The organism is Oceanobacillus sp. GQ8 (assembly GCF_059758495.1).
This window is the reverse complement of record NZ_JCAXEV010000007.1, coordinates 1-20,199: the sequence shown is the minus strand read 5'-3', so window position 1 is coordinate 20,199 and position 20,199 is coordinate 1. Positions and strand designations below refer to the sequence as shown.

Here is a 20,199-nt window from a genome sequence, read left to right as displayed (position 1 = left end):
GAGGGCGACATTGATGAATGAATTAAGAAAAAAATACCAAGATGAAGTATCACCATCTTTGATGAATAAATTTAATTATGAGTCTGTAATGCAGGTACCAGCTGTTGAGAAGATTGTTATCAACATGGGTGTCGGTGATGCAGTTCAAAACTCTAAAGCATTAGATAGCGCTGTTGAAGAGCTTGCGTTAATTTCTGGTCAAAAACCATTGATCACTCGTGCTAAGAAATCAATCGCTGGTTTCCGCCTTCGTGAAGGAATGCCGATCGGTGCAAAAGTAACCCTTCGCGGTGAGCGTATGTACGAATTCCTTCAAAAGCTTGTTTCGGTATCACTTCCACGTGTACGTGACTTCCGTGGTATCTCTAAAAAAGCTTTTGATGGTCGTGGAAACTATACATTAGGTGTAAAAGAACAGCTAATATTCCCGGAAATTAATTATGATAAAGTGAACAAGGTACGTGGTATGGATATCGTTATTGTAACTTCATCCAATACTGACGAAGAGGCTCGTGAACTTTTAGCTCAGCTAGGCATGCCTTTCCAAAAATAAGCTTAGAGCTAATACAAGGAGGGAAAATTGTGGCTAAAAAATCAATGATTGCGAAACAAAAACGCCCACAAAAGTATCAAGTACGTGAATATACACGTTGCGAACGTTGTGGCCGTCCACATTCTGTAATCCGTAAATTTAAACTTTGCCGTATTTGTTTCCGTGAACTTGCCTACAAAGGTCAAATTCCTGGTGTCAAAAAAGCAAGCTGGTAAACCCCGATTCGGGAAGGAGGTAATTAGTAATGGTTATGACAGATCCAATTGCAGATATGCTAACTCGTATTCGTAATGCTAACATGGTACGCCATGAAAAGTTAGAGCTTCCGGCTTCAACAATGAAGAAGGAGATCGCTGACATCCTTAAGCGTGAAGGATTCGTTTCAGATTATGAGTTTGTTGAAGATAACAAACAAGGTGTTTTGCGTATTTTCCTTAAATACGGTACAAACGAAGAACGAGTAATTACAGGTATCAAACGTATTAGTAAGCCAGGACTACGTGTTTACGCTAAAGCTAATGAAGTACCACGTGTACTTAATGGTTTAGGTATAGCTATTGTCTCAACATCAAAAGGTGTGCTTTCTGATAAAGAAGCACGTTCACAAGCTGTTGGTGGCGAAGTTCTAGCATACGTTTGGTAATTAACATTTTTTGATGAGGAGGTGTATGGAATGTCTCGTATAGGACTTAAGCCGATTGAAATTCCACAAGGTGTAGAAGTTAAACTTAACGGAACTACAGTGTCTGTGAAAGGACCTAAAGGTGAGTTAACAAGAAACGTACACCAGGATATGAATATTAATATTGAAGATAATGTTGTTACAATTGCACGTCCAAGTGACCACAAAGACCATCGTGCCCTGCACGGAACTACTCGTAGTTTAATCAACAACATGGTTGAAGGTGTAAGCAAAGGGTTCGAAAAATCCCTTGAAATCATTGGGGTTGGTTACCGTGCTACAAAACAAGGAGACAAAGTTGTGATTAACGCTGGTTACTCACACCCAGTTGAACTTGATACAATTGACGGCATTGAAATTGACGTTCCTAAAAACACGCAAGTAATTGTTAAAGGAATTGATAAGGAGCTTGTTGGTGCAGTTGCTTCCAATATTAGAGCAATCAGACCACCTGAGCCTTACAAAGGAAAAGGTATTCGCTACGAAGGTGAATATGTACGTCGTAAAGAAGGTAAAACTGCTAAGTAAGACTAGTTAGGGAGCAGAAAGGAGTGACCTAAATGATCACAAAGCCTGACAAAAATATTGTACGTAAAAGAAGGCATGCACGTGTAAGAAAAAACATTTCTGGTACGGAGCAACGCCCGCGTCTTAACGTATATCGTTCAAATAAACACATCTATGCACAGTTAATTGATGACAATAATGGTGTAACAGTTGCAAGTGCTTCAACTAAAGATAACGAATTAAAAGTAGAAGCTACTGGCAACCTTGACGCTGCCGTGAAAGTCGGAGAAACTATCGCGAAACGTGCCCAAGATAAAGGTTACAAATCGGTTGTATTCGATCGCGGAGGCTACCTTTATCATGGACGTGTAAAAGCATTAGCAGATGCTGCCCGTGAGGCAGGTCTTGAATTTTAATAGATAAAGGAGGGACATACATGATGTCAAACATCGATCCGAACAAATTAGATCTTGAAGAACGTGTTGTTACGGTCAACCGTGTTGCAAAAGTAGTTAAAGGTGGACGTCGTTTCCGCTTTGCTGCTTTAGTAGTTGTCGGTGATAAAAATGGCCATGTAGGATTTGGTACAGGTAAAGCACAAGAAGTACCAGAAGCAATTAAAAAAGCAGTTGATGATGCGAAGAAAAATCTGATTACAGTACCGATCGTCGGAACTACTATTCCTCATCAAATTAATGGACGTTTTGGTTCTGGTAATGTATTGATGAAACCTGCAGCAGAGGGTACTGGAGTTATCTCTGGTGGACCGGTTCGTGCCATCCTTGAACTTGCGGGTGTTGGTGATATTTTAACAAAATCACTTGGTTCAAATACACCAATTAACATGATTCGTGCAACATTAAACGGTTTAACAAACTTGAAGCGCGCAGAAGACGTAGCAAAACTACGTGGAAAGTCTGTGGAAGAACTGTTAGGATAAGGAGGGAACTGTTATGTCTAAAAAATTAGAAATCACCCTCACGCGTAGTGTTATCGGTGGATCAGATGTACAAAAGAAAACTGTTCAAGCATTAGGACTTAGAAAGATTCGTCAATCCGTAGTACGTGAAGATACTGATGCCGTTCGCGGTATGGTTAACAAAGTATCTCATCTAGTAGCGGTTAAAGAACTTTAATTATATAATTGCGTAAAGAGGAGGTGCTCGAATGAAACTTCATGAATTGAAGCCATCAGAAGGAACACGCACAAATCGTAACCGTGTAGGTCGTGGTATGTCATCTGGTAACGGAAAAACTTCCGGCCGTGGACATAAAGGTCAAAAAGCACGTTCAGGCGGCGGTACTCGTCCGGGCTTTGAAGGTGGTCAAATGCCTTTATTCCAACGTTTACCTAAACGTGGATTTACAAACATTCACCGTAAAGAATTTACTATTGTGAACTTAGATGCGCTAAATCGTTTTGAAGACGGCACAGAAATTACACCTGAGCTATTACTTGAAGAAGGTGTCGTAAGCAAGCTTAATGCTGGTATTAAAGTACTTGGCAAAGGTGCTATCGAAAAAAAACTTACAGTAAAAGCTCATAAGTTCTCTGCTTCAGCAATTGAAGCAATAGAGGCAGCGGGCGGTAAAACCGAGGTGATTTAATGTTCCGTACAATCTCCAATTTTATGCGCGTAGGTGACATTAGACGGAAAATAATCTTCACTTTGTTGATGTTGGTTGTCTTCCGTCTAGGCACATTTATTCCTGTGCCTTATACAGATAAGCAAGCAATTGATTTCATGAACTCACAAAATGTATTTGGTTTCCTGAACACATTTGGTGGAGGAGCACTACAAAACTTCTCCATTTTTGCCATGGGGATCATGCCATACATTACAGCGTCCATTATTATGCAGCTATTGCAAATGGATGTTGTTCCTAAATTTGCCGAGTGGAAGAAGCAAGGTGATGCGGGACGTAAGAAGTTGGCACAGATCACGCGTTATGGTACGATCGTTCTTGCATTCATTCAGGCGATTGCGATGTCCATTGGATTTAATGCAATGGCCGGGGGTATGTTGATTACCGATCCAGGTGTACTAACGTTCATCATAATAGCGATTGTTCTTACAAGTGGGACTGCATTTCTTATGTGGTTAGGAGAACAGATCACAGCAAATGGTGTAGGAAATGGGATTTCAATTATTATCTTTGCGGGTATCGTAGCCGCAGTTCCAAACGGGATTCAACAACTTTACAGTCAGTATTTTGTTAATCCTGGTGATGATTTGTTTATCAACATTGTAATTGTTGCCTTGATTGCTTTGGTAGTTGTGGCTGTAGTGGTTGGAGTTATCTTCATCCAGCAGGCACTTCGTAAAATACCAATACAATATGCAAAAAAACTTGTTAATCGCTCTCCGGTTGGCGGACATTCCACACATTTACCGTTAAAAGTAAATGCTGCAGGAGTTATCCCGGTAATCTTTGCGATAGCATTTATGGTTGCACCAAGTACGGTGGCTAACTTCTTTGAAGGAAGCCAAATCGCATCAACGATCACAACGATTTTTGACTACACACAGCCAATCGGTATGGTTTTATATGTAGCGCTTATTATTGCCTTCACATATTTCTATACGTTTGTACAGGTTAATCCTGAACAAATGGCTGAGAATTTACAGAAACAAGGCGGTTATATTCCAGGTATCCGACCTGGTAAAAATACTGAAACGTATTTAACACGTGTGATGTACCGTTTAACCTTTGTCGGTGCTCTCTTCCTGGCGGCTGTATCTGTGCTCCCTATCCTATTGGGTGGGCTGGCTGGTTTACCTACCGCAGTTCAAATTGGTGGCACAAGCTTACTGATTGTTGTTGGAGTAGCATTACAGACAATGAAACAGCTGGAAAGCCAGTTGGTTAAACGACACTACAAAGGTTTTATCAAGTAGGATCCTGCTGCCAATGAGAGTGAGGGGAAATTTGTTGAATTTGATTTTAATGGGTCTTCCTGGTGCCGGCAAAGGTACTCAGGCCGAAAAGATAAACGAAAAATATAACATCCCTCATATTTCAACAGGAGATATGTTCCGATTAGCTATAAAAGAGGGTACAGACCTTGGAAAGAAAGCTAAAGAATATATGGATCAAGGTGAGCTTGTTCCGGATGAAGTAACAATCGGGATTGTGAAAGAACGTTTAAGTAAAGCAGATTGCAAGGAAGGGTTCTTATTGGATGGATTTCCAAGAACCATTGCCCAGGCAGAAGCTTTACAAGATCTTCTTTCCGATTTAAATCAATCCATTGACTATGTACTGCATGTAGATGTACCAAAAGAAAAATTAGTGGAGCGTCTAACGGGTCGTAGAATTTGTCCGACATGTGGAGCTACTTATCACGTTCTTTACAACCCACCAAAGGTTGAAGGGATCTGTGACAAAGATGGTTCCAAGTTAATTCAGCGAGAAGATGATCAGGCCGAAACAGTGAAGAACCGTTTGGCAGTTAATATAAAGCAAACTCAACCGTTATTGGACTTTTACGAGGACAAAGGATACTTAGTATCTGTTAACGGTGACCAAGATATTGATCAGGTTTTTGAAGATATTCAAAACAAGATCGATAAATAATCTTTTATTATAACTGTTGCATAGCCAACGGATGCATTCCGTTGGATGAAAAGTTATAATAAAATGGAGTAATCACATTTGAACGTGCATTGCTTCAAAGTTAAGTGACACAGGATTGGATAAGCGATAACCCCTATTTAGTAGGGTGGCAGTATAAACTATAGCCTAAGTGAAGGTGATCGTTGTTGAACGAAGATGATTCGATTCCGCTAATAGGTCAAGTTGTTCGTATTATGCAGGGACGGGAAGCAGGACAATATGCGGTTATCATAAAATTACTTGAAGATCGGTATGTCTTGCTTGCAGATGGGGAAAAACGTAAATATGATCGACCAAAGAAAAAGAACTTGCATCATATTGAAGTTATGGACTACATTTCTCCTGAAGTCCAGAAAAGCCTTCTAGAAACTGGTCGTGTCACAAATGGTAAGCTACGGTTTGCCATAGCTAAATTTATCAATGAAGTTGTGACTGATTTGAAGAAGGGAGATCAACACGATGGCGAAAGACGATGTAATTGAAGTTGAAGGTACCGTAACCGATACATTGCCGAATGCGATGTTTAATGTAGAGCTTGAAAATGGCCATACAGTTTTGGCCCATGTCTCAGGCAAGATTCGTATGCATTTCATCCGCATTCTGCCAGGTGATAAAGTAACGGTTGAACTTTCTCCGTATGATTTAACTAGAGGACGAATTACGTACCGTTATAAATAAGCGAGCTCCGATATAAAAGGAGGAAAAGATGAGATGAAAGTAAGAGCATCTGTTAAACCAATTTGTGAAAAATGCAAAGTAATCAAACGTAAAGGTAAAGTTATGGTTATTTGCGAGAACCCGAAACACAAGCAAAAACAAGGCTAAACTAATAGGAGGTGTTACAATCTTATGGCACGTATTGCAGGTATTGATATTCCACGTGACAAACGTGTAGTAATTTCATTGACTTACATTTATGGAATTGGCAAAGTGACCGCAGAGAAAGTCCTTAAAGAAGCAGGCGTTTCAGAAGACACTCGTGTACGCGATCTAACAGAAGATGAGCTTGGTAAAATCCGTAAAGTAATCGATGTTTATACAACTGAAGGGGACCTTCGTCGTGAAATTTCCCTTAACATCAAACGTCTAATCGAGATTGGTTCTTACAGAGGTGTTCGTCACCGTCGTGGGTTGCCAGTTCGTGGACAAAAAACTAAGAACAATTCACGTACTCGTAAAGGACCTCGTCGAGCAGTTGCAGGCAAGAAAAAATAACGTGAAGGAGGTAAGCTAATTAATGGCACGTAAAACTAATACACGTAAACGTCGTGTGAAAAAGAATATAGAAACCGGTATTGCACATATCCGTTCTACTTTTAACAACACAATTGTTACAATTACAGATGCGCAAGGTAATGCGATTGGCTGGAGCTCTGCTGGATCATTAGGATTCAAAGGATCTCGTAAGTCTACTCCATTTGCTGCTCAAATGGCAGCAGAAACTGCAGCGAAGTCTGCTGTAGATAATGGAATGAAAACTCTAGAAGTAACAGTTAAAGGACCTGGGGCTGGCCGTGAAGCAGCGATTCGTTCTCTTCAAGCAGCTGGTCTGGAAGTAACAGCAATTGTTGATGTAACTCCTGTTCCACACAATGGCTGTCGCCCACCAAAACGTCGTCGCGTATAATTATACCGTATAGAATTTGTCACCCTGTCTATAATGGGTTATGATAGCTAAAAATGTAAAGGTCCGCCCTTTACCATACAGCATTCGAGAGACAAGAAGTACGAAAGTATTGCAGGTAGTGCAGAAACGCCAACTGCCTATTTGAGGAATTTCGGTTAGACGCGGTGTCTAACCGGGGTTTCGACGTTTTAAAGGAGGGTTTTATTGAATGATCGAAATTGAAAAACCAAAAATTGAGACGGTAGAAGTCAGCGAGGATGCTACGTTTGGTAAATTCGTAGTCGAACCGCTTGAACGTGGATATGGTACCACTCTAGGAAACTCCTTGCGTCGTATCCTACTATCCTCACTTCCAGGTGCTGCTGTTACATCCGTTCAGTTTGATGGGGCGCTTCATGAATTTTCAACAATTGATGGTGTTGTTGAAGACGTAACGTCTATCATTTTGAACTTGAAAAAACTAGCTTTGAAAATCTATTCTGATGAAGAAAAGGTTTTAGAAGTGGATGTACAGGGGGAAGGGAAAGTTACGGCCGCTGATCTGACATACGATAGTGATGTGGAAGTATTAAATCCGGAACTACCTATTGCTACATTGAATAGCAAAGGTAATTTGCGTATGAAAATCACCGCAGAACGTGGTCGCGGATACCGTCCGGCTGAAGCGAATAAAAAAGATGACCAACCTATTGGTGTTGTGCCAATCGATTCTATTTTTACTCCCGTTTCCCGTGTGACCTATCAAGTTGAGAATACACGTGTAGGGCAAGTAGCTAATTTTGATAAACTAACGTTGGATGTCTCTACAGATGGAAGCATTCGCCCAGAGGAAGCAGTTTCTCTTGGAGCTAAAGTTTTCACGGAGCATCTTAATATTTTTGTTGGTTTAACTGATGAAGCCAAAAAGGCCGAAATCATGGTAGAAAAAGAAGAAGACCAGAAAGAAAAAGTAATGGAAATGACAATCGAAGAGCTTGATCTTTCTGTCAGATCCTATAACTGCTTGAAACGTGCTGGAATTAACACGGTTCAAGAACTTGCAAACAAATCGGAAGAAGACATGATGAAAGTTCGTAACTTAGGTCGTAAATCATTAGAAGAAGTAAAAGTAAAACTAATTGATCTTGGATTAGGCTTACGTGATGACGATTGATCATTGTTTTTACCAGCATTCCTATTCCCATTTAACCTGGTCCCGGAACCGGGACATACGCAGGTTAGGAAGAATAGGTATCGCAGGTTTTCTTTGCGGTTTTTCGCATTTTTAAATTTAGTCTGTAGTCATCAAGAAAGGGAGGGATAGTCCATGGCTAGAAAACTAGGTCGTACAACAGATTCTCGTATGGCTCTACTTCGTAATCTTGCATCTGATTTGATTATTCATGAACGGATTGAAACAACAGAAGCAAAAGCGAAAGAGCTTAAATCTGTAGTAGATAAAATGATTACGCTTGGAAAACGTGGTGATCTTCATTCACGTCGTCAAGCTGCAGCATTCTTGTATAACAAAGAAGCTAACGAAAATGAAAGTGTTGTTCAAAAACTTTTCAATGACGTTGCTGCACGCTATGAAGACCGTCAAGGTGGATACACACGCGTTCTTAAATTAGGTGAACGCCAAGGTGATGGAGCAAAAATGGCAATTGTAGAATTAGTTTAATTTTACAAAAAGGCGTCGAGGGCAGGACTGAATCTCTTCATGAGGTGAAGCCAAGCCCTTTTTTTGTAATTTAAAAAGGTAGTGGGCTTGTAACACTCTAGTGCTGGCTAATGTTGCTTGAGGGGTGTTTAAGCCTACTATGCCTTGTATCCAACTAGATGGAAGAGACATCATAGAGTATAACCTCACAGAAGCGTTTTTAAAGCCCTTCTGACATTATTTAATCCATTGCCCCTACAAACACACCTCAGGGGGAGAGAAGAGCTAGAGGAGGCATTAGAATGAGAGAGAAGCTAATAGAGTTTAGAAATGTATCCTTTCGATATAGAGAAGAGCACCCCTGGGTCTTGAAACACTGTTCGTTTGAAATCTATGAAGATGAATCTATTGCTATCATTGGCCATAATGGAAGTGGTAAATCTACAATAGCAAAGCTAATTAATGGCTTACTGTTTCCTCAAGAAGGCGAGATTTTAATAGCTGGAAAACCTGTAACAGAGGAGACAATCTGGGATATTAGAAAAGATGTAGGGATGGTTTTTCAAAATCCTGACAATCAGTTCGTGGGTACCACCGTCCAGGATGATGTAGCCTTTGGGATGGAAAACAGAGGTATTCCAAGAGAAGAAATGATATCCCGTATCGAGGAATCCTTAACAGCCGTGGGTATGCAGGATTACCATTTAACAGAGCCACACCGGCTTTCAGGTGGTCAAAAACAGCGTGTCGCCATAGCAGGTGTACTGGCAGTCTCCCCAAAAGTCCTGATATTAGATGAAGCGACAGCGATGCTTGACCCTAAAGGTAGAACGGAAATTATGAACACATTAAATCAAGTGCAAGAAAAAAATAATCTATCTCTCATCACGATAACGCATGACTTACATGAAGTCGTGCAGTCAGATCGCGTTATTGTCATGAACCATGGAGAGATTTGGGATGAAGCCACACCTAGAGAAATCTTTGCTAAAAAACATGCGCTTCGAGAAATCGGCCTTGATGTGCCATTTGTCGCCATTTTGGCTGATGAGTTGCAGGAAAAGGGACTAGCTTTAACAAAGGAACCATTAAACCATGAAGAGCTGCTGGAGGAATTATGGACATTACATTCAACAACGTAAGCTATATATATCAAGAAAATAGCCCCTTCGCTCATAAGGCGATTGAGGATTTAAGTTTTCATATCCCATCTGGCTCCTTTGTAGCTGTCATCGGTCATACTGGTTCCGGTAAATCGACCCTGATCCAGCATTTAAATGGTCTAGCCATGCCTTCAAGAGGCGAGGTAACGATTGGTGATTTTCACCTAAAAGCAAAAGAGAAGCCGAAGAACATGCGAGAACTGCGTAGCAAAGTAGGTGTCGTATTCCAATATCCCGAGCACCAGCTATTCGAAGAAACCGTTGCAAAAGATATCGCCTTTGGTCCAGAAAATTTCGGTGTCGAGAAAGCGGTAATCGAGGAGCGAATTCGAGACATCATTCCAGCTGTTGGGTTATCTGAGGATATATTAGAGCGTTCTCCATTTGACTTGAGTGGTGGGCAAATGCGTAGAGTGGCGATTGCAGGTGTTATGGCTGTACAGCCAGAAGTACTTGTTTTGGATGAACCTACGGCAGGTTTAGACCCCCGAGGTCAGAAAGAGATTTTGCAAATGTTTTACGAGCTTCATAAAAGACAGGGGCTTACTACCATTCTCGTTACCCATAGCATGGAGGATGCACTGAAATATGCTGACCACGTGTTGATCATGAACAAAGGGAAAAAGTATATGGAGGGAAACCCTGTTGAAGTTTTCACCCAAAAGGATGCATTGCATAAGGTGCAATTAGATGTACCAGAGAGTGTTGCATTCCTAAGTAAGTTTGAAGAGAGATTTAAGTACTCTCTGCCTTTTAAAGGTCAGACGGTTGATGAAATGGCTGAGGACATCCGTCGTGTTGTGCAAGGGGGCAGAATAGATGAATAACGCCCTGATTATCGGACAATATGTACCAGGAACCTCCCTTGTTCATAAATTAGACCCAAGAACTAAAATTACACTTATTTTCTTTTTTGTATTCATCGTATTTTTAGCCAATAATGTAGTGAGTTATAGTGTTCTAACATTGTTTGCACTGGCCAGTATGGTCACATCTCGTGTACCTATAAGATTTATTATGAAGGGGCTGACACCTGTATGGTTCCTGATTGTCTTCACGTTCATCTTGCATATCATTGTAACGAAGGAAGGCACCGTATGGCTGGAGGTATACTCCTTTCAGATTTATTCTGGTGGGGTATTTCAAGGAATTGCTATCTCATTGCGGTTCTTCTTGCTTATTCTCATTACATCTCTTTTAACTTTAACCACAACACCAATTGAGATAACCGATGCTATTGAGGATATGTTGCATCCATTAAAGAAAGTGAAGTTCCCTGTTCATGAGCTTGCACTGATGATGTCTATTTCTCTTCGGTTTATCCCAACACTTATGCAGGAAACAGAAAAAATCTCCAAAGCTCAGGCTTCACGCGGAGTTGACTTTCGGACTGGCTCTATCAAAGATCGAGCAAAAGCGGTGGTTCCATTGCTGATTCCTTTGTTTGTTAGTGCCTTTAAGCGGGCGGAAGAGCTGGCTATGGCGATGGAAGCTCGTGGTTATAAAGGTGGAGAGGGACGTACGAAATTAAGAGAATTAAAGATAAACGCACGTGATATCGCCGTTTATCTACTATTTATCGCTGTCATTGCAGGCCTGCTGCTAACAAGAGGCTATTAAGGAAAGGCTGAAGCACGATGGTAAGACTACGATGTACCATTTATTACGATGGGTCCCAATTTTCCGGTTTCCAAATACAACCCAAAAAGCGAACAATTCAAGGTGAGTTGGAAAAAGCGTTGAAGAAAATGCATAAGGGTAGCAACATTCGGATCCAGGCATCTGGCCGGACCGACACTGGTGTGCATGCAAAAGGACAAAAAATCCATTTTGATTCCCCTTATACGATTCCAACAGGGAACTGGAAGCTTGCGTTAAATACTTTATTGCCGGATGATCTTTATATTAAGGACGTGACAGAAGTCTCGGAAACATTTCATGCTCGCTATGATGTAGTAGAAAAAGAGTATCGCTATTACGTAACAAATGAAAAAGAGCCTGATGTGTTTAAGCGTCAGTACAGCTATCATTTTCCCTACGCGCTTAATGTCTCGAAAATAAAAGAGGCGTGCACTTACCTGGAAGGGACACATGATTTTACAACCTTTTCATCTGCGAAAGCAACGACGAAAGGAAGTAAGGAAAGGACTCTATTTCAGGTACGCTGCGAACAGCAGGGGACAGAGCTGGAATTTATTTTTCGGGGGAGCGGCTTTTTATATAATATGGTGCGCATCATTGTTGGAGTGCTCCTAGATGTTGGACAGGGGCGGCGTAACCCTGAAAACATAAATGAATTGCTGAAACAGAAGGATCGGCAGCTTGTGGGCGAAACCATTCCACCACAGGGGCTTTATTTGTGGAATGTTGTCTATGAAGAAGAGCCTTCATAATGTAAATGGAGGATTTACGCAAATCATTTGCTCATCCCCTTGACAAATCCCTATACTTTGGTATATTATGATCTATGGCAATTTATTTCTGAAACCACGATTAGCCCCGGAATCTAATTGTGTTGAATATAGAAATAGCGAAACGAATTTTAAAATGAATTTTTAATTATGGAGGGAACAATCATGCGCACAACTTTCATGGCGAATGAATCTAATATCGAACGCAAATGGCTTGTTGTGGATGCTGATGGCCAACGTCTTGGTCGCTTAGCTAGTGAGGTTGCTGCAATCCTTCGCGGAAAGCATAAAGCAACTTACACACCACACGCTGACACTGGCGATAATGTAATCATCATTAACGCAGAGAAAATCGAACTAACTGGTAACAAAATCAATGACAAGATCTACTACCGTCACTCAAACCACCCAGGTGGATTGAAAGAACGTACTGCATATGAAATGCGTACTAAATACCCTGAGCAAATGCTTGAACTTGCTGTCAAAGGAATGCTTCCAAAAGGTTCTCTTGGCCGTAAAATGGGTAAGAAATTGCATGTATTCAGAGGTTCTGAGCACAATCACCAAGCACAACAACCTGAAGTTTACGAACTTCGCGGGTAATTAAAAGGAGGTTAATCAATTGGCACAAGTACAATACTACGGCACAGGTCGTCGAAAAAAATCAACTGCACGTGTACGCTTAGTACCAGGTACAGGTAATGTAACAATTAATGGTCGTGAAGCGAAAGACTATTTCCCATACGATACACAGCTTTTAATCTTGAACCAACCACTAGCTGCTACTGAAACTCAAGGAACTTATGATGTTTTAGTAAACGTTCATGGTGGAGGATTCACAGGACAAGCTGGAGCAATTCGCCACGGGATCGCTCGCGCACTTCTTGAAGCAGATCCAGAATACCGCGGGTCTCTTAAATCAGAAGGCTACCTAACTCGTGACGCTCGTATGAAAGAACGTAAGAAATACGGTCTTAAAGGCGCTCGTCGTGCACCACAGTTCTCAAAACGTTAATAAACCTTTTATACAAAAGGTTAACCCTCTTTGCTCTTACGGAGCAGAGAGGGTTTTTTTATGTCCAAATTTGGAGTTGACTACCCCGGGCTACTTTTGGATCAACTCGCCTGTTTTCTCCTTCGCTTCATCGGTAACATGAGTATTCCATCACTTTCCCCACTTGTCATAGTAATAGCATTTTGACGTTTTCATGGTTAGTAATGAAATATTCTTTGTTAGGATCCGTGCCTGCTTCGACTAAAACTGAACCCGTGATTTTCGTCATACTTCTTTGCCCTTCTACATAAAATTAACGAAGTTTTAACAGTTTCCCTACATTCATTTAACATACTGTCCTTAAAGTGTAACTAGTGAGGTTAAGTTATTTTAAAATGCAGCAGAAAAGGGGAAATAAAAAAGTATGAAATTCATGAAAAAAGCGTCGATAATATTACTACTTGCAATGCTAATTATGACAAATTTTGAGCTTCCTGTTCAGGCTGCTAGTCAATATTCAGAAAAGGAGCATTCTAAACCCTCAAAGCCACAAGGAACTACTGAAAAAGTAAATACAGATCCTCCTAACGTTGAGCAACCTTTACCAGCATTGGATAATGGCGGAAATGCCAATGATTCACAATTAAAGAATATAGCTGCGACTAACCCTTTTATAAGTGTTTTGGATGGGTTTGATCAAGTGTGGTCTATGAATCAACCAGATTGGAGAGACGGAACAGCGTTAACTATACCAGGTGCAAATGGGGAAGTTGCTAACTATGGTGACGGACCTACCGTTTATTTTGATGGATATAAAAATGATAAGACAAAAGTAGTAGCAGATAAGAATACATATGCTAACGTAGAAATCAGAGATCTAGAGACTTGGAAAGCTAATATTAAATATGTTGAAGATGTTACCAAAAACAGAACAGATGAAGAGGCGTTAGCAGCCTATTATGATGATCAAAGAGATAAGATATATAGTATGATGGAAGCTTATGGGCCTTTGGCTAATACCTATGTAGATATCGTTAATCCGACCACAAGTGTAGTAAGATCGACTGAGGACATGAATAAGATATTGGAAGAAACGACTGTTGAAGACCAAAGCCAAGGAATGGGACAGTGGGAGGAAACTGTACTATCAGATGCGTTGGATTTAGTTCATTTAATTAGGTTTAGAAATCCTTCTTCTTCCAATCCTTCTAAGTACTTTTTCTCTTCTCCAAGACCTTACAGAATGAATTCAAATGGAGAAGTGATAGAAGTTGTTGATGAGAATGGGTTACCTGAATGGGAAACAATCGGTAGCGGCGAGAAGGTAGTAGAAGAATTACCTTCAGGTGGAAAAAAAGAAACAGGGGAAAGACATTACCAACAATATGAAACGAATGTGGAAATAATTCCTGCATTAGAATATGTAAAAAGAATAGCGGAAGACGGGAGAGGTAAAGACGGAGCTTTTCCAAGCGGGCATACAAGTGCGTCTTATTTGTCAACATTCGGATTTGCATACGCAACACCGGAAAGATATACTGAATTTTTAACAAGAGCAGCTCAAATGGGAGAAAATAGAATAGTGACTGGTATGCACTCTCCACTTGATATTATAGGGGGAAGAATACAATCTACTGCCATGACTGCTTATGCATACAATCTTTCAGAAAATCAAAAAGTATTGGATAAGGCATATAACAATGCTGGAGAAGTATTCGGTGAATTAGCTGCATCCAAAGAAATGAGTTTATACGAATATGCACATACAGTAACAGAGGATTATACGTTTGAAAGTGCGTACGATGAACAAAAGTGGGAAGATCATGAAGCAAATAAAGCATTCTATCGGGAAAAGCTCACATACGGTTTACCTCAAACGGGCGTAAAAGGTTTAGCTCCTGTAGTACCTACAGGGGCAGAAGTTTTGTTAGAAACTCGCCAACCTTATTTGCCTGATGAACAACGTAGAGAAGTGTTATATACGACAGAAATTGACTCAGGCTACCCTGTAATAGATGAATCAAATGGTTGGGGAAGAATTGATTTGGTAACAGCGTCTGATGGATATGGTGCGTTTTTAAGCAATGTAACAGTGGATATGGACGCTTCAAAAGGAAGATTTAATGCCCAAGATTGGTGGAGAAATGATATAACTGGCAGTGGTATGCTTACCAAGCAAGGGACAGGAACACTTACTTTGACAGGAAATAATAGTTATACGGGAGGCACATTACTGCAAGGAGGGACGTTAGAAGCTACTTCTGCGACTGCTTATGGTGAAGGTGATCTTTATGTAGAAAATGGTGCTGTTTTAGTTAATGTAGATGAACCTCTGAATTTAAATGGGAACTTAACAATGGAAGCTGGAAGCCTAGATATTGCTATGGATAATGACCAAACTCAACTAAATGTAGATGGCTTGGTATATCTTGATGGTGGGGATCTGAATTTGGATCTTTCTAATTATGAAATAGACAAGGCTGCAAATATTACGATAATGACTGCTGACAAGGTGGAAGGTAAATTTAATAATGTAACAGCAGATGATTATGAGGTAAATGTCACTTATGATAATAATAATATCGTTGCACATATCAAAACAGTCGGTACTTCTGATCCAAGTACACCAGACCCGGAAGATCCGGAAGATCATGAAAATCCAAAAGATCCTGTCGATCCCGAAGACCCGGAGGACTCACAAGACCCAGACCCAGAGAAACAACCCCGTGTTACCGTAACGCCTGACGTTATCAATGGCGAAGCAACGATCGAAACAGACTCGCTCTATCAGCTAGCTGATCAAGGTGAATTATGGATAGATTTACTTGAACATAATGATTCTATTAATCTCGCCTTTACTTCTGACCAGATAAAATGGCTGAAGGAGCATCGAATAACGATCATCATTCAGTTGAAAAATGTCAGCTTGCAACTAGCTGCCTCCAATTTCACTAATGTATCCGAGGCTGCAACAATCCAGTTAGAGCGTTTAGATGACATTGATCAAGCATTGAGTGTGGTCTATGACTTTGAAATCAAACAAGGCGAAAAACAATTAAATACCTTTGAAGAAAAAGTGACGCTGACTTTTTCTGTTGATAGCGATAAAGTAAATGATAAAGACCAGGTACAACTGTTTTATTTGAACCCAGAACTTGAAGAATGGGAAGCATTTGGCGGAGAATGGCAAGATGGAAAGGTGACGGCACAAACCGATCACTTTAGCACCTATACCGTATTTGAACAGGAAGCAATAGAACAGCAGCCTGGTACGGATGACGGACAAAAAGAACAAGACGGACAAGAAGGACAAAAGCTACCGGAAACTGCCACCACGATCTATCAGTACTTATTAGCAGGGTTTTTACTTTTGTTAAGTGGCGTGTTCTTCCTCTTCTTGAGAAGAAGAAAAGCTTAATCGTTTATGTAGAGAAATATATGAAAACATCAGAATTTATAAGCCATGGTCAGAAGTAATATAATACTTAGTATTGTATTCAACTAACATCTATCGTGGATTCAATATACTTTAAATAGACAAGTATACTTATTAAAACGTTAATTTCATATTTACGTTTCAAGGCTCTCAGCTATTTTGGCTGGGGGTCTTTTTGTAGTGTAATAAAGGATTAAATCTATCCTTATTAAAGTTTAATAAGGCTTTCATGGGAGTGGTTCACCCCTTTTTAGGAAAGCGGTGATACTATGACAGTATTTGAAACATTAATGGTGATGATATCTTTCGGAACCTTAATAATAGCTATACTGTCACAACAAAAAAAGTAACCACTCATTAAACGCCTAGCAAGCTTTGGGGTTGGTTACTTTTTTAACTCAAATCGTGAGCTGCCCCCTTGGAGGGCTTTTACACATTAGGCCGGTCCATGTACCACCATGGACGGTCTTTTATTATCTTATTACTATCTATATACAATATACCTCATTTTTCTGTAAAGTAAAACATAACCTAGGTTAGCAATAAACACTGCCTTTATATTTAAAATCTAAAAGAACAGACTTGGCTAGAAACCTTTGATTTGGTCCTTAAATTCTTAATGATATTTCGTTATTCTTCCGTTTCCAAGTCTAAAAAATCCCTAACTTCTTTTACATAATCATCTAGTGGATATGCATTGTATAGACGGCCGGATAATCGGATTGGGTCTCCAAAAAAGTACCTCTCATATTGGGTTTGTCTCGTACCAAATGAACTCATTGTCAGGTCCCAGGCTAATCTAAATATTTTTACCCGATCCTCTGCGTTACTGGTTGCTGCTTGAAGATAATGATCGAGATCATTTCGAATAGAGGAATTGAATGCATTTTCAGTAGGCAGACTAACCAAACCACTTGCGCCAATTAATTGAATAATTTCGGTGAAGCGGGGATAAATTTTAGGGAAGATGTTATTGGCGACCTTAAGCGGAACAATATTCGGCCGCATGACTCCCCACTGATCCAACTCCGCATCGTTCTCCGACTTTTCCAATAGAGCTTTCATTGTTTCTAAACCAATAATGATTTCGGACAGCTTTTCCTGAATATGTTGATACTCTCTGACGTTTATCGTCTCTACAAGGAGCTCAGCGAGACCTAAAATGAATTCGGTTTTGGCAATTTGCCTTGTTATGACTTGATGGGTCGTAAAATTGTGAAAAGAACTTTGGAAGGAGAAGTCTGCAGCTACAATCGCATTGTCATAATAAAATACTCGATTCCACGGAACGAGTACATTGTCGAAAACAAGGATGGTATCCATCTCCTCGAATCGAGAGCTTAAGGGATGATTAAAAAGAGAATCTCCACCAACAAACGGCTCTCTACAAATGAATTTTAACCCCTTCGTATCTGATGGGATGGAAAAAGCAAAAGCTTCATCTTCATCTAGCAAAAATTTAGGAGTACTAATAACTAATACTTCATCGGTTAACCCACCTTGAGTAGCTAAGAGGCGTGCCCCTTTAATTACAATCCCTTCTTCATTCCTATCAACCACCCGGGCTACAATCGGTTCTTCCTCAGAGGATTCTAAGTATGACTCGGAACGGTTTACTTGAGGTGTAACAAATGTATGGGTAAATGAAAGGTCTTTTTTCATCGCCAATTCATAAAGAGATTGGATGTTTTCTGGAAAACAGTTGGCTCTTCCAATTAATAAGGGAGAAGAAGAGGCGAAACTCATTATAGCGGTATTGAGGTAATCGGGACTTCTTCCAATCAATCCACCTGTACGTTTAGCCCAGTGTTCACTTGCCTTTCGTCTTTTTATTAAGTCATCCTTTGTTTTGGGTTGCAGGAAAGAAAGCCCCACAGCATCCCCCGTTTCTGGAGAATGGAACGTCATCTCCTCTTTAATTTCCGGATTATGTTGCATATCATATAGGGAAGCCTTTGTCTGAAGAATTCCTTTGAATGCTGGGTGTTCAGAAATTTCCCCCTTAATCTTTTCTCCGTCCAGCCAAATTTCAGTATCCAGCTGATTTAAGCGTTTAATAAAATCAGTTCCAGTAATAGCTCCCATAATAACACTCCCATTTACATTTGTTTTATAATGCAGAGTTATTTCTACTGTACTATTTTATTAATCAGTGTGTTTAACTGTTCACCATTTTTAAAATTGGAAAAGGACTTATAAAAACGGAGATAATAAAATCTTGAGAATTAATGAAGAGAAATTTCTAGAGTTATTTAATTTAAATACGGCGCCGGTAGATAAGAGGTCAGTTATTTTTGATGATGATAGATAGGGAGAATGAATTTGAACTTGTCGTTTTCGCCAAAAAAGCAACATTTAAATCATATTTTCATCTAAATCACTGTAAATACTCAGACAGAGAACTTCCTTGTGCTCGTGTTAAAGACTTATATAAAGTATGTTCTGCTGAAAATTTTTTTACAATTAGCTATTAGGCATTAATTATATCTGGTCAACTAGCAAATGTTTATTGGTTTATACAGGATCAAGTACTAACTATAAGAGCGTTTTTGCTATCTTTTTTAATGGAAACAAAAATATTGATAAAATGGAATGCTTTTAGGCTACGCTCAACAACCTTGTTAAGGATATTTCTCAAGATATTAATTTAATGCAATTACGCTCCAAGGCTCTCAATCAATTTGGTTGGGGGTCTTTTTTGTATATAAAAATGCGTTGTTGAAGTATTGAAATTTCTTTGGCAAAATCTGAACAACTATCATATGGTGATGTATAGTTTTAATGTCTCTGTATTTGCTGATAAATAGTGGATAGAAAGAATATTTAACTAACTCATTGTCCTAGAAGTTCCCATTTCGTACAAACATAGGAGGGACAAGCTTCATTAATTACATATAAATCATAAGGTTTAGAAAGGGGGTAGAAGGGAGTACCTTTAATGAGTAATAATAAATGTAATTGTGCTCGTTGCAGAAGAAAAAGGGAAAAACAAAAATCAGTTGAGATTAACTGCAAATGTGAGTGTGGTAAAACCCTCGAATGTTGTGTAAAAGATTTTCCCGTTTCAAGAGGTCCACGTGGATTTCGAGGACCAGCGGGGCCACCGGGAGAGGTAGGCGACATAGGACCGGCTGGACCGCCGGGTCCAAGAGGAAGAGACGGTTTACCAGGGCCGGTCGGACCACCCGGCCCGCGTGGCCCAAGAGGAGTAGTCGGAGCACCTGGACCAGTCGGGCCACCAGGACCGCCTGGACCGGAAGGAGACATAGGAGCCACGGGACCAGCAGGACCAACAGGAGATACAGGAGCAACCGGGCCAGCGGGACCAGCAGGACCGACAGGGGACACAGGAGCAACTGGGCCAGCGGGACCAGCAGGAGACACAGGAGCAACCGGGCCAGCGGGACCAGCAGGACCAACAGGAGACACAGGAGCAACCGGGCCAGCGGGACCAGCGGGGCCAGCGGGACCAACAGGAGACACAGGAGCAACCGGGCCAGCGGGGCCAGCAGGACCGACAGGAGATACAGGAGCAACCGGGCCAGCGGGACCAGCAGGACCGACAGGAG

Annotated in this window: 26 protein-coding genes and 1 pseudogene; 26 read left to right on the top strand and 1 reads right to left on the bottom strand. The window is 40.5% G+C overall.

Annotated elements, in window-relative coordinates; genetic code table 11:
* The first annotated feature begins 13 nt into the window (after positions 1-13).
* From rplE to AC6CHS_RS18830, 25 genes are all read left to right on the top strand, one after another.
* On the top strand, positions 14-553 hold the full coding sequence (gene rplE / locus AC6CHS_RS18950; RefSeq protein ID WP_036578655.1) for a 50S ribosomal protein L5: 540 nt from the start codon (positions 14-16) through the stop codon (positions 551-553).
* Positions 554-582: 29 nt separating this feature from the next.
* The gene (locus AC6CHS_RS18945; RefSeq protein WP_019375521.1) at positions 583-768 is read left to right on the top strand and encodes a type Z 30S ribosomal protein S14; all 186 of its coding nucleotides are present in this window, start codon (positions 583-585) and stop codon (positions 766-768) included.
* 29 nt (positions 769-797) lie between these two features.
* Positions 798-1,196 carry a 30S ribosomal protein S8 gene (gene rpsH, locus AC6CHS_RS18940; RefSeq protein WP_036578652.1) on the top strand — a complete coding sequence of 133 codons (399 nt, stop codon included), beginning with the start codon at positions 798-800 and terminating at the stop codon, positions 1,194-1,196.
* Between the two features lie 30 nt (positions 1,197-1,226).
* Positions 1,227-1,763 (top strand): 50S ribosomal protein L6, encoded by a 537-nt coding sequence (gene rplF / locus AC6CHS_RS18935; RefSeq protein ID WP_498238257.1) that lies wholly within the window; start codon positions 1,227-1,229, stop codon positions 1,761-1,763.
* Between the two features lie 32 nt (positions 1,764-1,795).
* Complete coding sequence (gene rplR, locus AC6CHS_RS18930; protein WP_106895423.1) at positions 1,796-2,158, top strand: 50S ribosomal protein L18; 363 nt, start codon at positions 1,796-1,798, stop codon at positions 2,156-2,158.
* Positions 2,159-2,181: 23 nt separating this feature from the next.
* A complete protein-coding gene (rpsE, locus tag AC6CHS_RS18925; RefSeq protein WP_036578733.1) occupies positions 2,182-2,682 on the top strand; it encodes a 30S ribosomal protein S5 in 501 nt (166 codons plus the stop codon).
* Between the two features lie 13 nt (positions 2,683-2,695).
* The gene (gene rpmD / locus AC6CHS_RS18920) at positions 2,696-2,878 is read left to right on the top strand and encodes a 50S ribosomal protein L30 (protein ID WP_036578647.1); all 183 of its coding nucleotides are present in this window, start codon (positions 2,696-2,698) and stop codon (positions 2,876-2,878) included.
* Between the two features lie 31 nt (positions 2,879-2,909).
* The gene (rplO, locus tag AC6CHS_RS18915) at positions 2,910-3,350 is read left to right on the top strand and encodes a 50S ribosomal protein L15 (protein WP_036578646.1); all 441 of its coding nucleotides are present in this window, start codon (positions 2,910-2,912) and stop codon (positions 3,348-3,350) included.
* Positions 3,350-4,642, top strand: coding sequence for a preprotein translocase subunit SecY (secY, locus tag AC6CHS_RS18910; protein ID WP_498238256.1), 1,293 nt, complete (start codon positions 3,350-3,352; stop codon positions 4,640-4,642). The genes rplO and secY overlap by 1 nt, the downstream gene beginning before the upstream one ends.
* 34 nt (positions 4,643-4,676) lie before the next feature.
* Entirely contained in the window at positions 4,677-5,321 is a 645-nt protein-coding gene (locus AC6CHS_RS18905; protein WP_106895425.1) for an adenylate kinase, read from the top strand.
* A gap of 185 nt (positions 5,322-5,506) precedes the next feature.
* The gene (locus AC6CHS_RS18900; protein ID WP_036578642.1) at positions 5,507-5,842 is read left to right on the top strand and encodes a KOW domain-containing RNA-binding protein; all 336 of its coding nucleotides are present in this window, start codon (positions 5,507-5,509) and stop codon (positions 5,840-5,842) included.
* On the top strand, positions 5,820-6,038 hold the full coding sequence (gene infA / locus AC6CHS_RS18895; protein WP_036578640.1) for a translation initiation factor IF-1: 219 nt from the start codon (positions 5,820-5,822) through the stop codon (positions 6,036-6,038). The genes AC6CHS_RS18900 and infA overlap by 23 nt, the downstream gene beginning before the upstream one ends.
* A 33-nt stretch (positions 6,039-6,071) precedes the next feature.
* Positions 6,072-6,185, top strand: a complete 114-nt coding sequence (gene rpmJ / locus AC6CHS_RS18890; protein WP_010095733.1) for a 50S ribosomal protein L36 — start codon at positions 6,072-6,074, stop codon at positions 6,183-6,185.
* Between the two features lie 24 nt (positions 6,186-6,209).
* The gene (gene rpsM / locus AC6CHS_RS18885) at positions 6,210-6,575 is read left to right on the top strand and encodes a 30S ribosomal protein S13 (protein ID WP_036578638.1); all 366 of its coding nucleotides are present in this window, start codon (positions 6,210-6,212) and stop codon (positions 6,573-6,575) included.
* A gap of 22 nt (positions 6,576-6,597) precedes the next feature.
* Entirely contained in the window at positions 6,598-6,987 is a 390-nt protein-coding gene (gene rpsK, locus AC6CHS_RS18880) for a 30S ribosomal protein S11 (protein WP_036578637.1), read from the top strand.
* Between the two features lie 208 nt (positions 6,988-7,195).
* A complete protein-coding gene (locus AC6CHS_RS18875) occupies positions 7,196-8,140 on the top strand; it encodes a DNA-directed RNA polymerase subunit alpha (RefSeq protein ID WP_036578636.1) in 945 nt (314 codons plus the stop codon).
* Positions 8,141-8,293: 153 nt separating this feature from the next.
* Positions 8,294-8,647, top strand: a complete 354-nt coding sequence (gene rplQ / locus AC6CHS_RS18870) for a 50S ribosomal protein L17 (RefSeq protein WP_036578635.1) — start codon at positions 8,294-8,296, stop codon at positions 8,645-8,647.
* Between the two features lie 281 nt (positions 8,648-8,928).
* A complete protein-coding gene (locus AC6CHS_RS18865) occupies positions 8,929-9,768 on the top strand; it encodes an energy-coupling factor ABC transporter ATP-binding protein (protein ID WP_498238255.1) in 840 nt (279 codons plus the stop codon).
* Complete coding sequence (locus tag AC6CHS_RS18860) at positions 9,744-10,616, top strand: energy-coupling factor ABC transporter ATP-binding protein (RefSeq protein ID WP_498238254.1); 873 nt, start codon at positions 9,744-9,746, stop codon at positions 10,614-10,616. The genes AC6CHS_RS18865 and AC6CHS_RS18860 overlap by 25 nt, the downstream gene beginning before the upstream one ends.
* Positions 10,609-11,409 (top strand): energy-coupling factor transporter transmembrane component T family protein, encoded by an 801-nt coding sequence (locus AC6CHS_RS18855; protein ID WP_498238253.1) that lies wholly within the window; start codon positions 10,609-10,611, stop codon positions 11,407-11,409. Before AC6CHS_RS18860 ends, AC6CHS_RS18855 begins: the two co-directional genes overlap by 8 nt.
* Before the next feature lie 17 nt (positions 11,410-11,426).
* A complete protein-coding gene (truA, locus tag AC6CHS_RS18850; RefSeq protein ID WP_498238252.1) occupies positions 11,427-12,182 on the top strand; it encodes a tRNA pseudouridine(38-40) synthase TruA in 756 nt (251 codons plus the stop codon).
* 183 nt (positions 12,183-12,365) lie between these two features.
* Positions 12,366-12,803 (top strand): 50S ribosomal protein L13, encoded by a 438-nt coding sequence (gene rplM / locus AC6CHS_RS18845; RefSeq protein WP_498238251.1) that lies wholly within the window; start codon positions 12,366-12,368, stop codon positions 12,801-12,803.
* Between the two features lie 19 nt (positions 12,804-12,822).
* The gene (rpsI, locus tag AC6CHS_RS18840; protein WP_036578626.1) at positions 12,823-13,215 is read left to right on the top strand and encodes a 30S ribosomal protein S9; all 393 of its coding nucleotides are present in this window, start codon (positions 12,823-12,825) and stop codon (positions 13,213-13,215) included.
* A 454-nt stretch (positions 13,216-13,669) separates the two neighbouring features.
* On the top strand, positions 13,670-16,612 hold the full coding sequence (locus tag AC6CHS_RS18835) for a phosphatase PAP2 family protein (RefSeq protein ID WP_498238250.1): 2,943 nt from the start codon (positions 13,670-13,672) through the stop codon (positions 16,610-16,612).
* 287 nt (positions 16,613-16,899) lie between these two features.
* Positions 16,900-16,980 (top strand): putative holin-like toxin, encoded by an 81-nt coding sequence (locus tag AC6CHS_RS18830; RefSeq protein WP_404459448.1) that lies wholly within the window; start codon positions 16,900-16,902, stop codon positions 16,978-16,980.
* Positions 16,981-17,260: 280 nt separating this feature from the next.
* On the opposite strand, the gene hpaB is transcribed toward AC6CHS_RS18830, so the two are convergent.
* Positions 17,261-18,715, bottom strand: a complete 1,455-nt coding sequence (gene hpaB / locus AC6CHS_RS18825; protein ID WP_498238249.1) for a 4-hydroxyphenylacetate 3-monooxygenase, oxygenase component — start codon at positions 18,713-18,715, stop codon at positions 17,261-17,263.
* Between the two features lie 853 nt (positions 18,716-19,568).
* Here hpaB and AC6CHS_RS18820 point away from each other — a divergent pair.
* Positions 19,569-20,199, top strand: a pseudogene (locus tag AC6CHS_RS18820) (hypothetical protein); the annotation flags it as partial.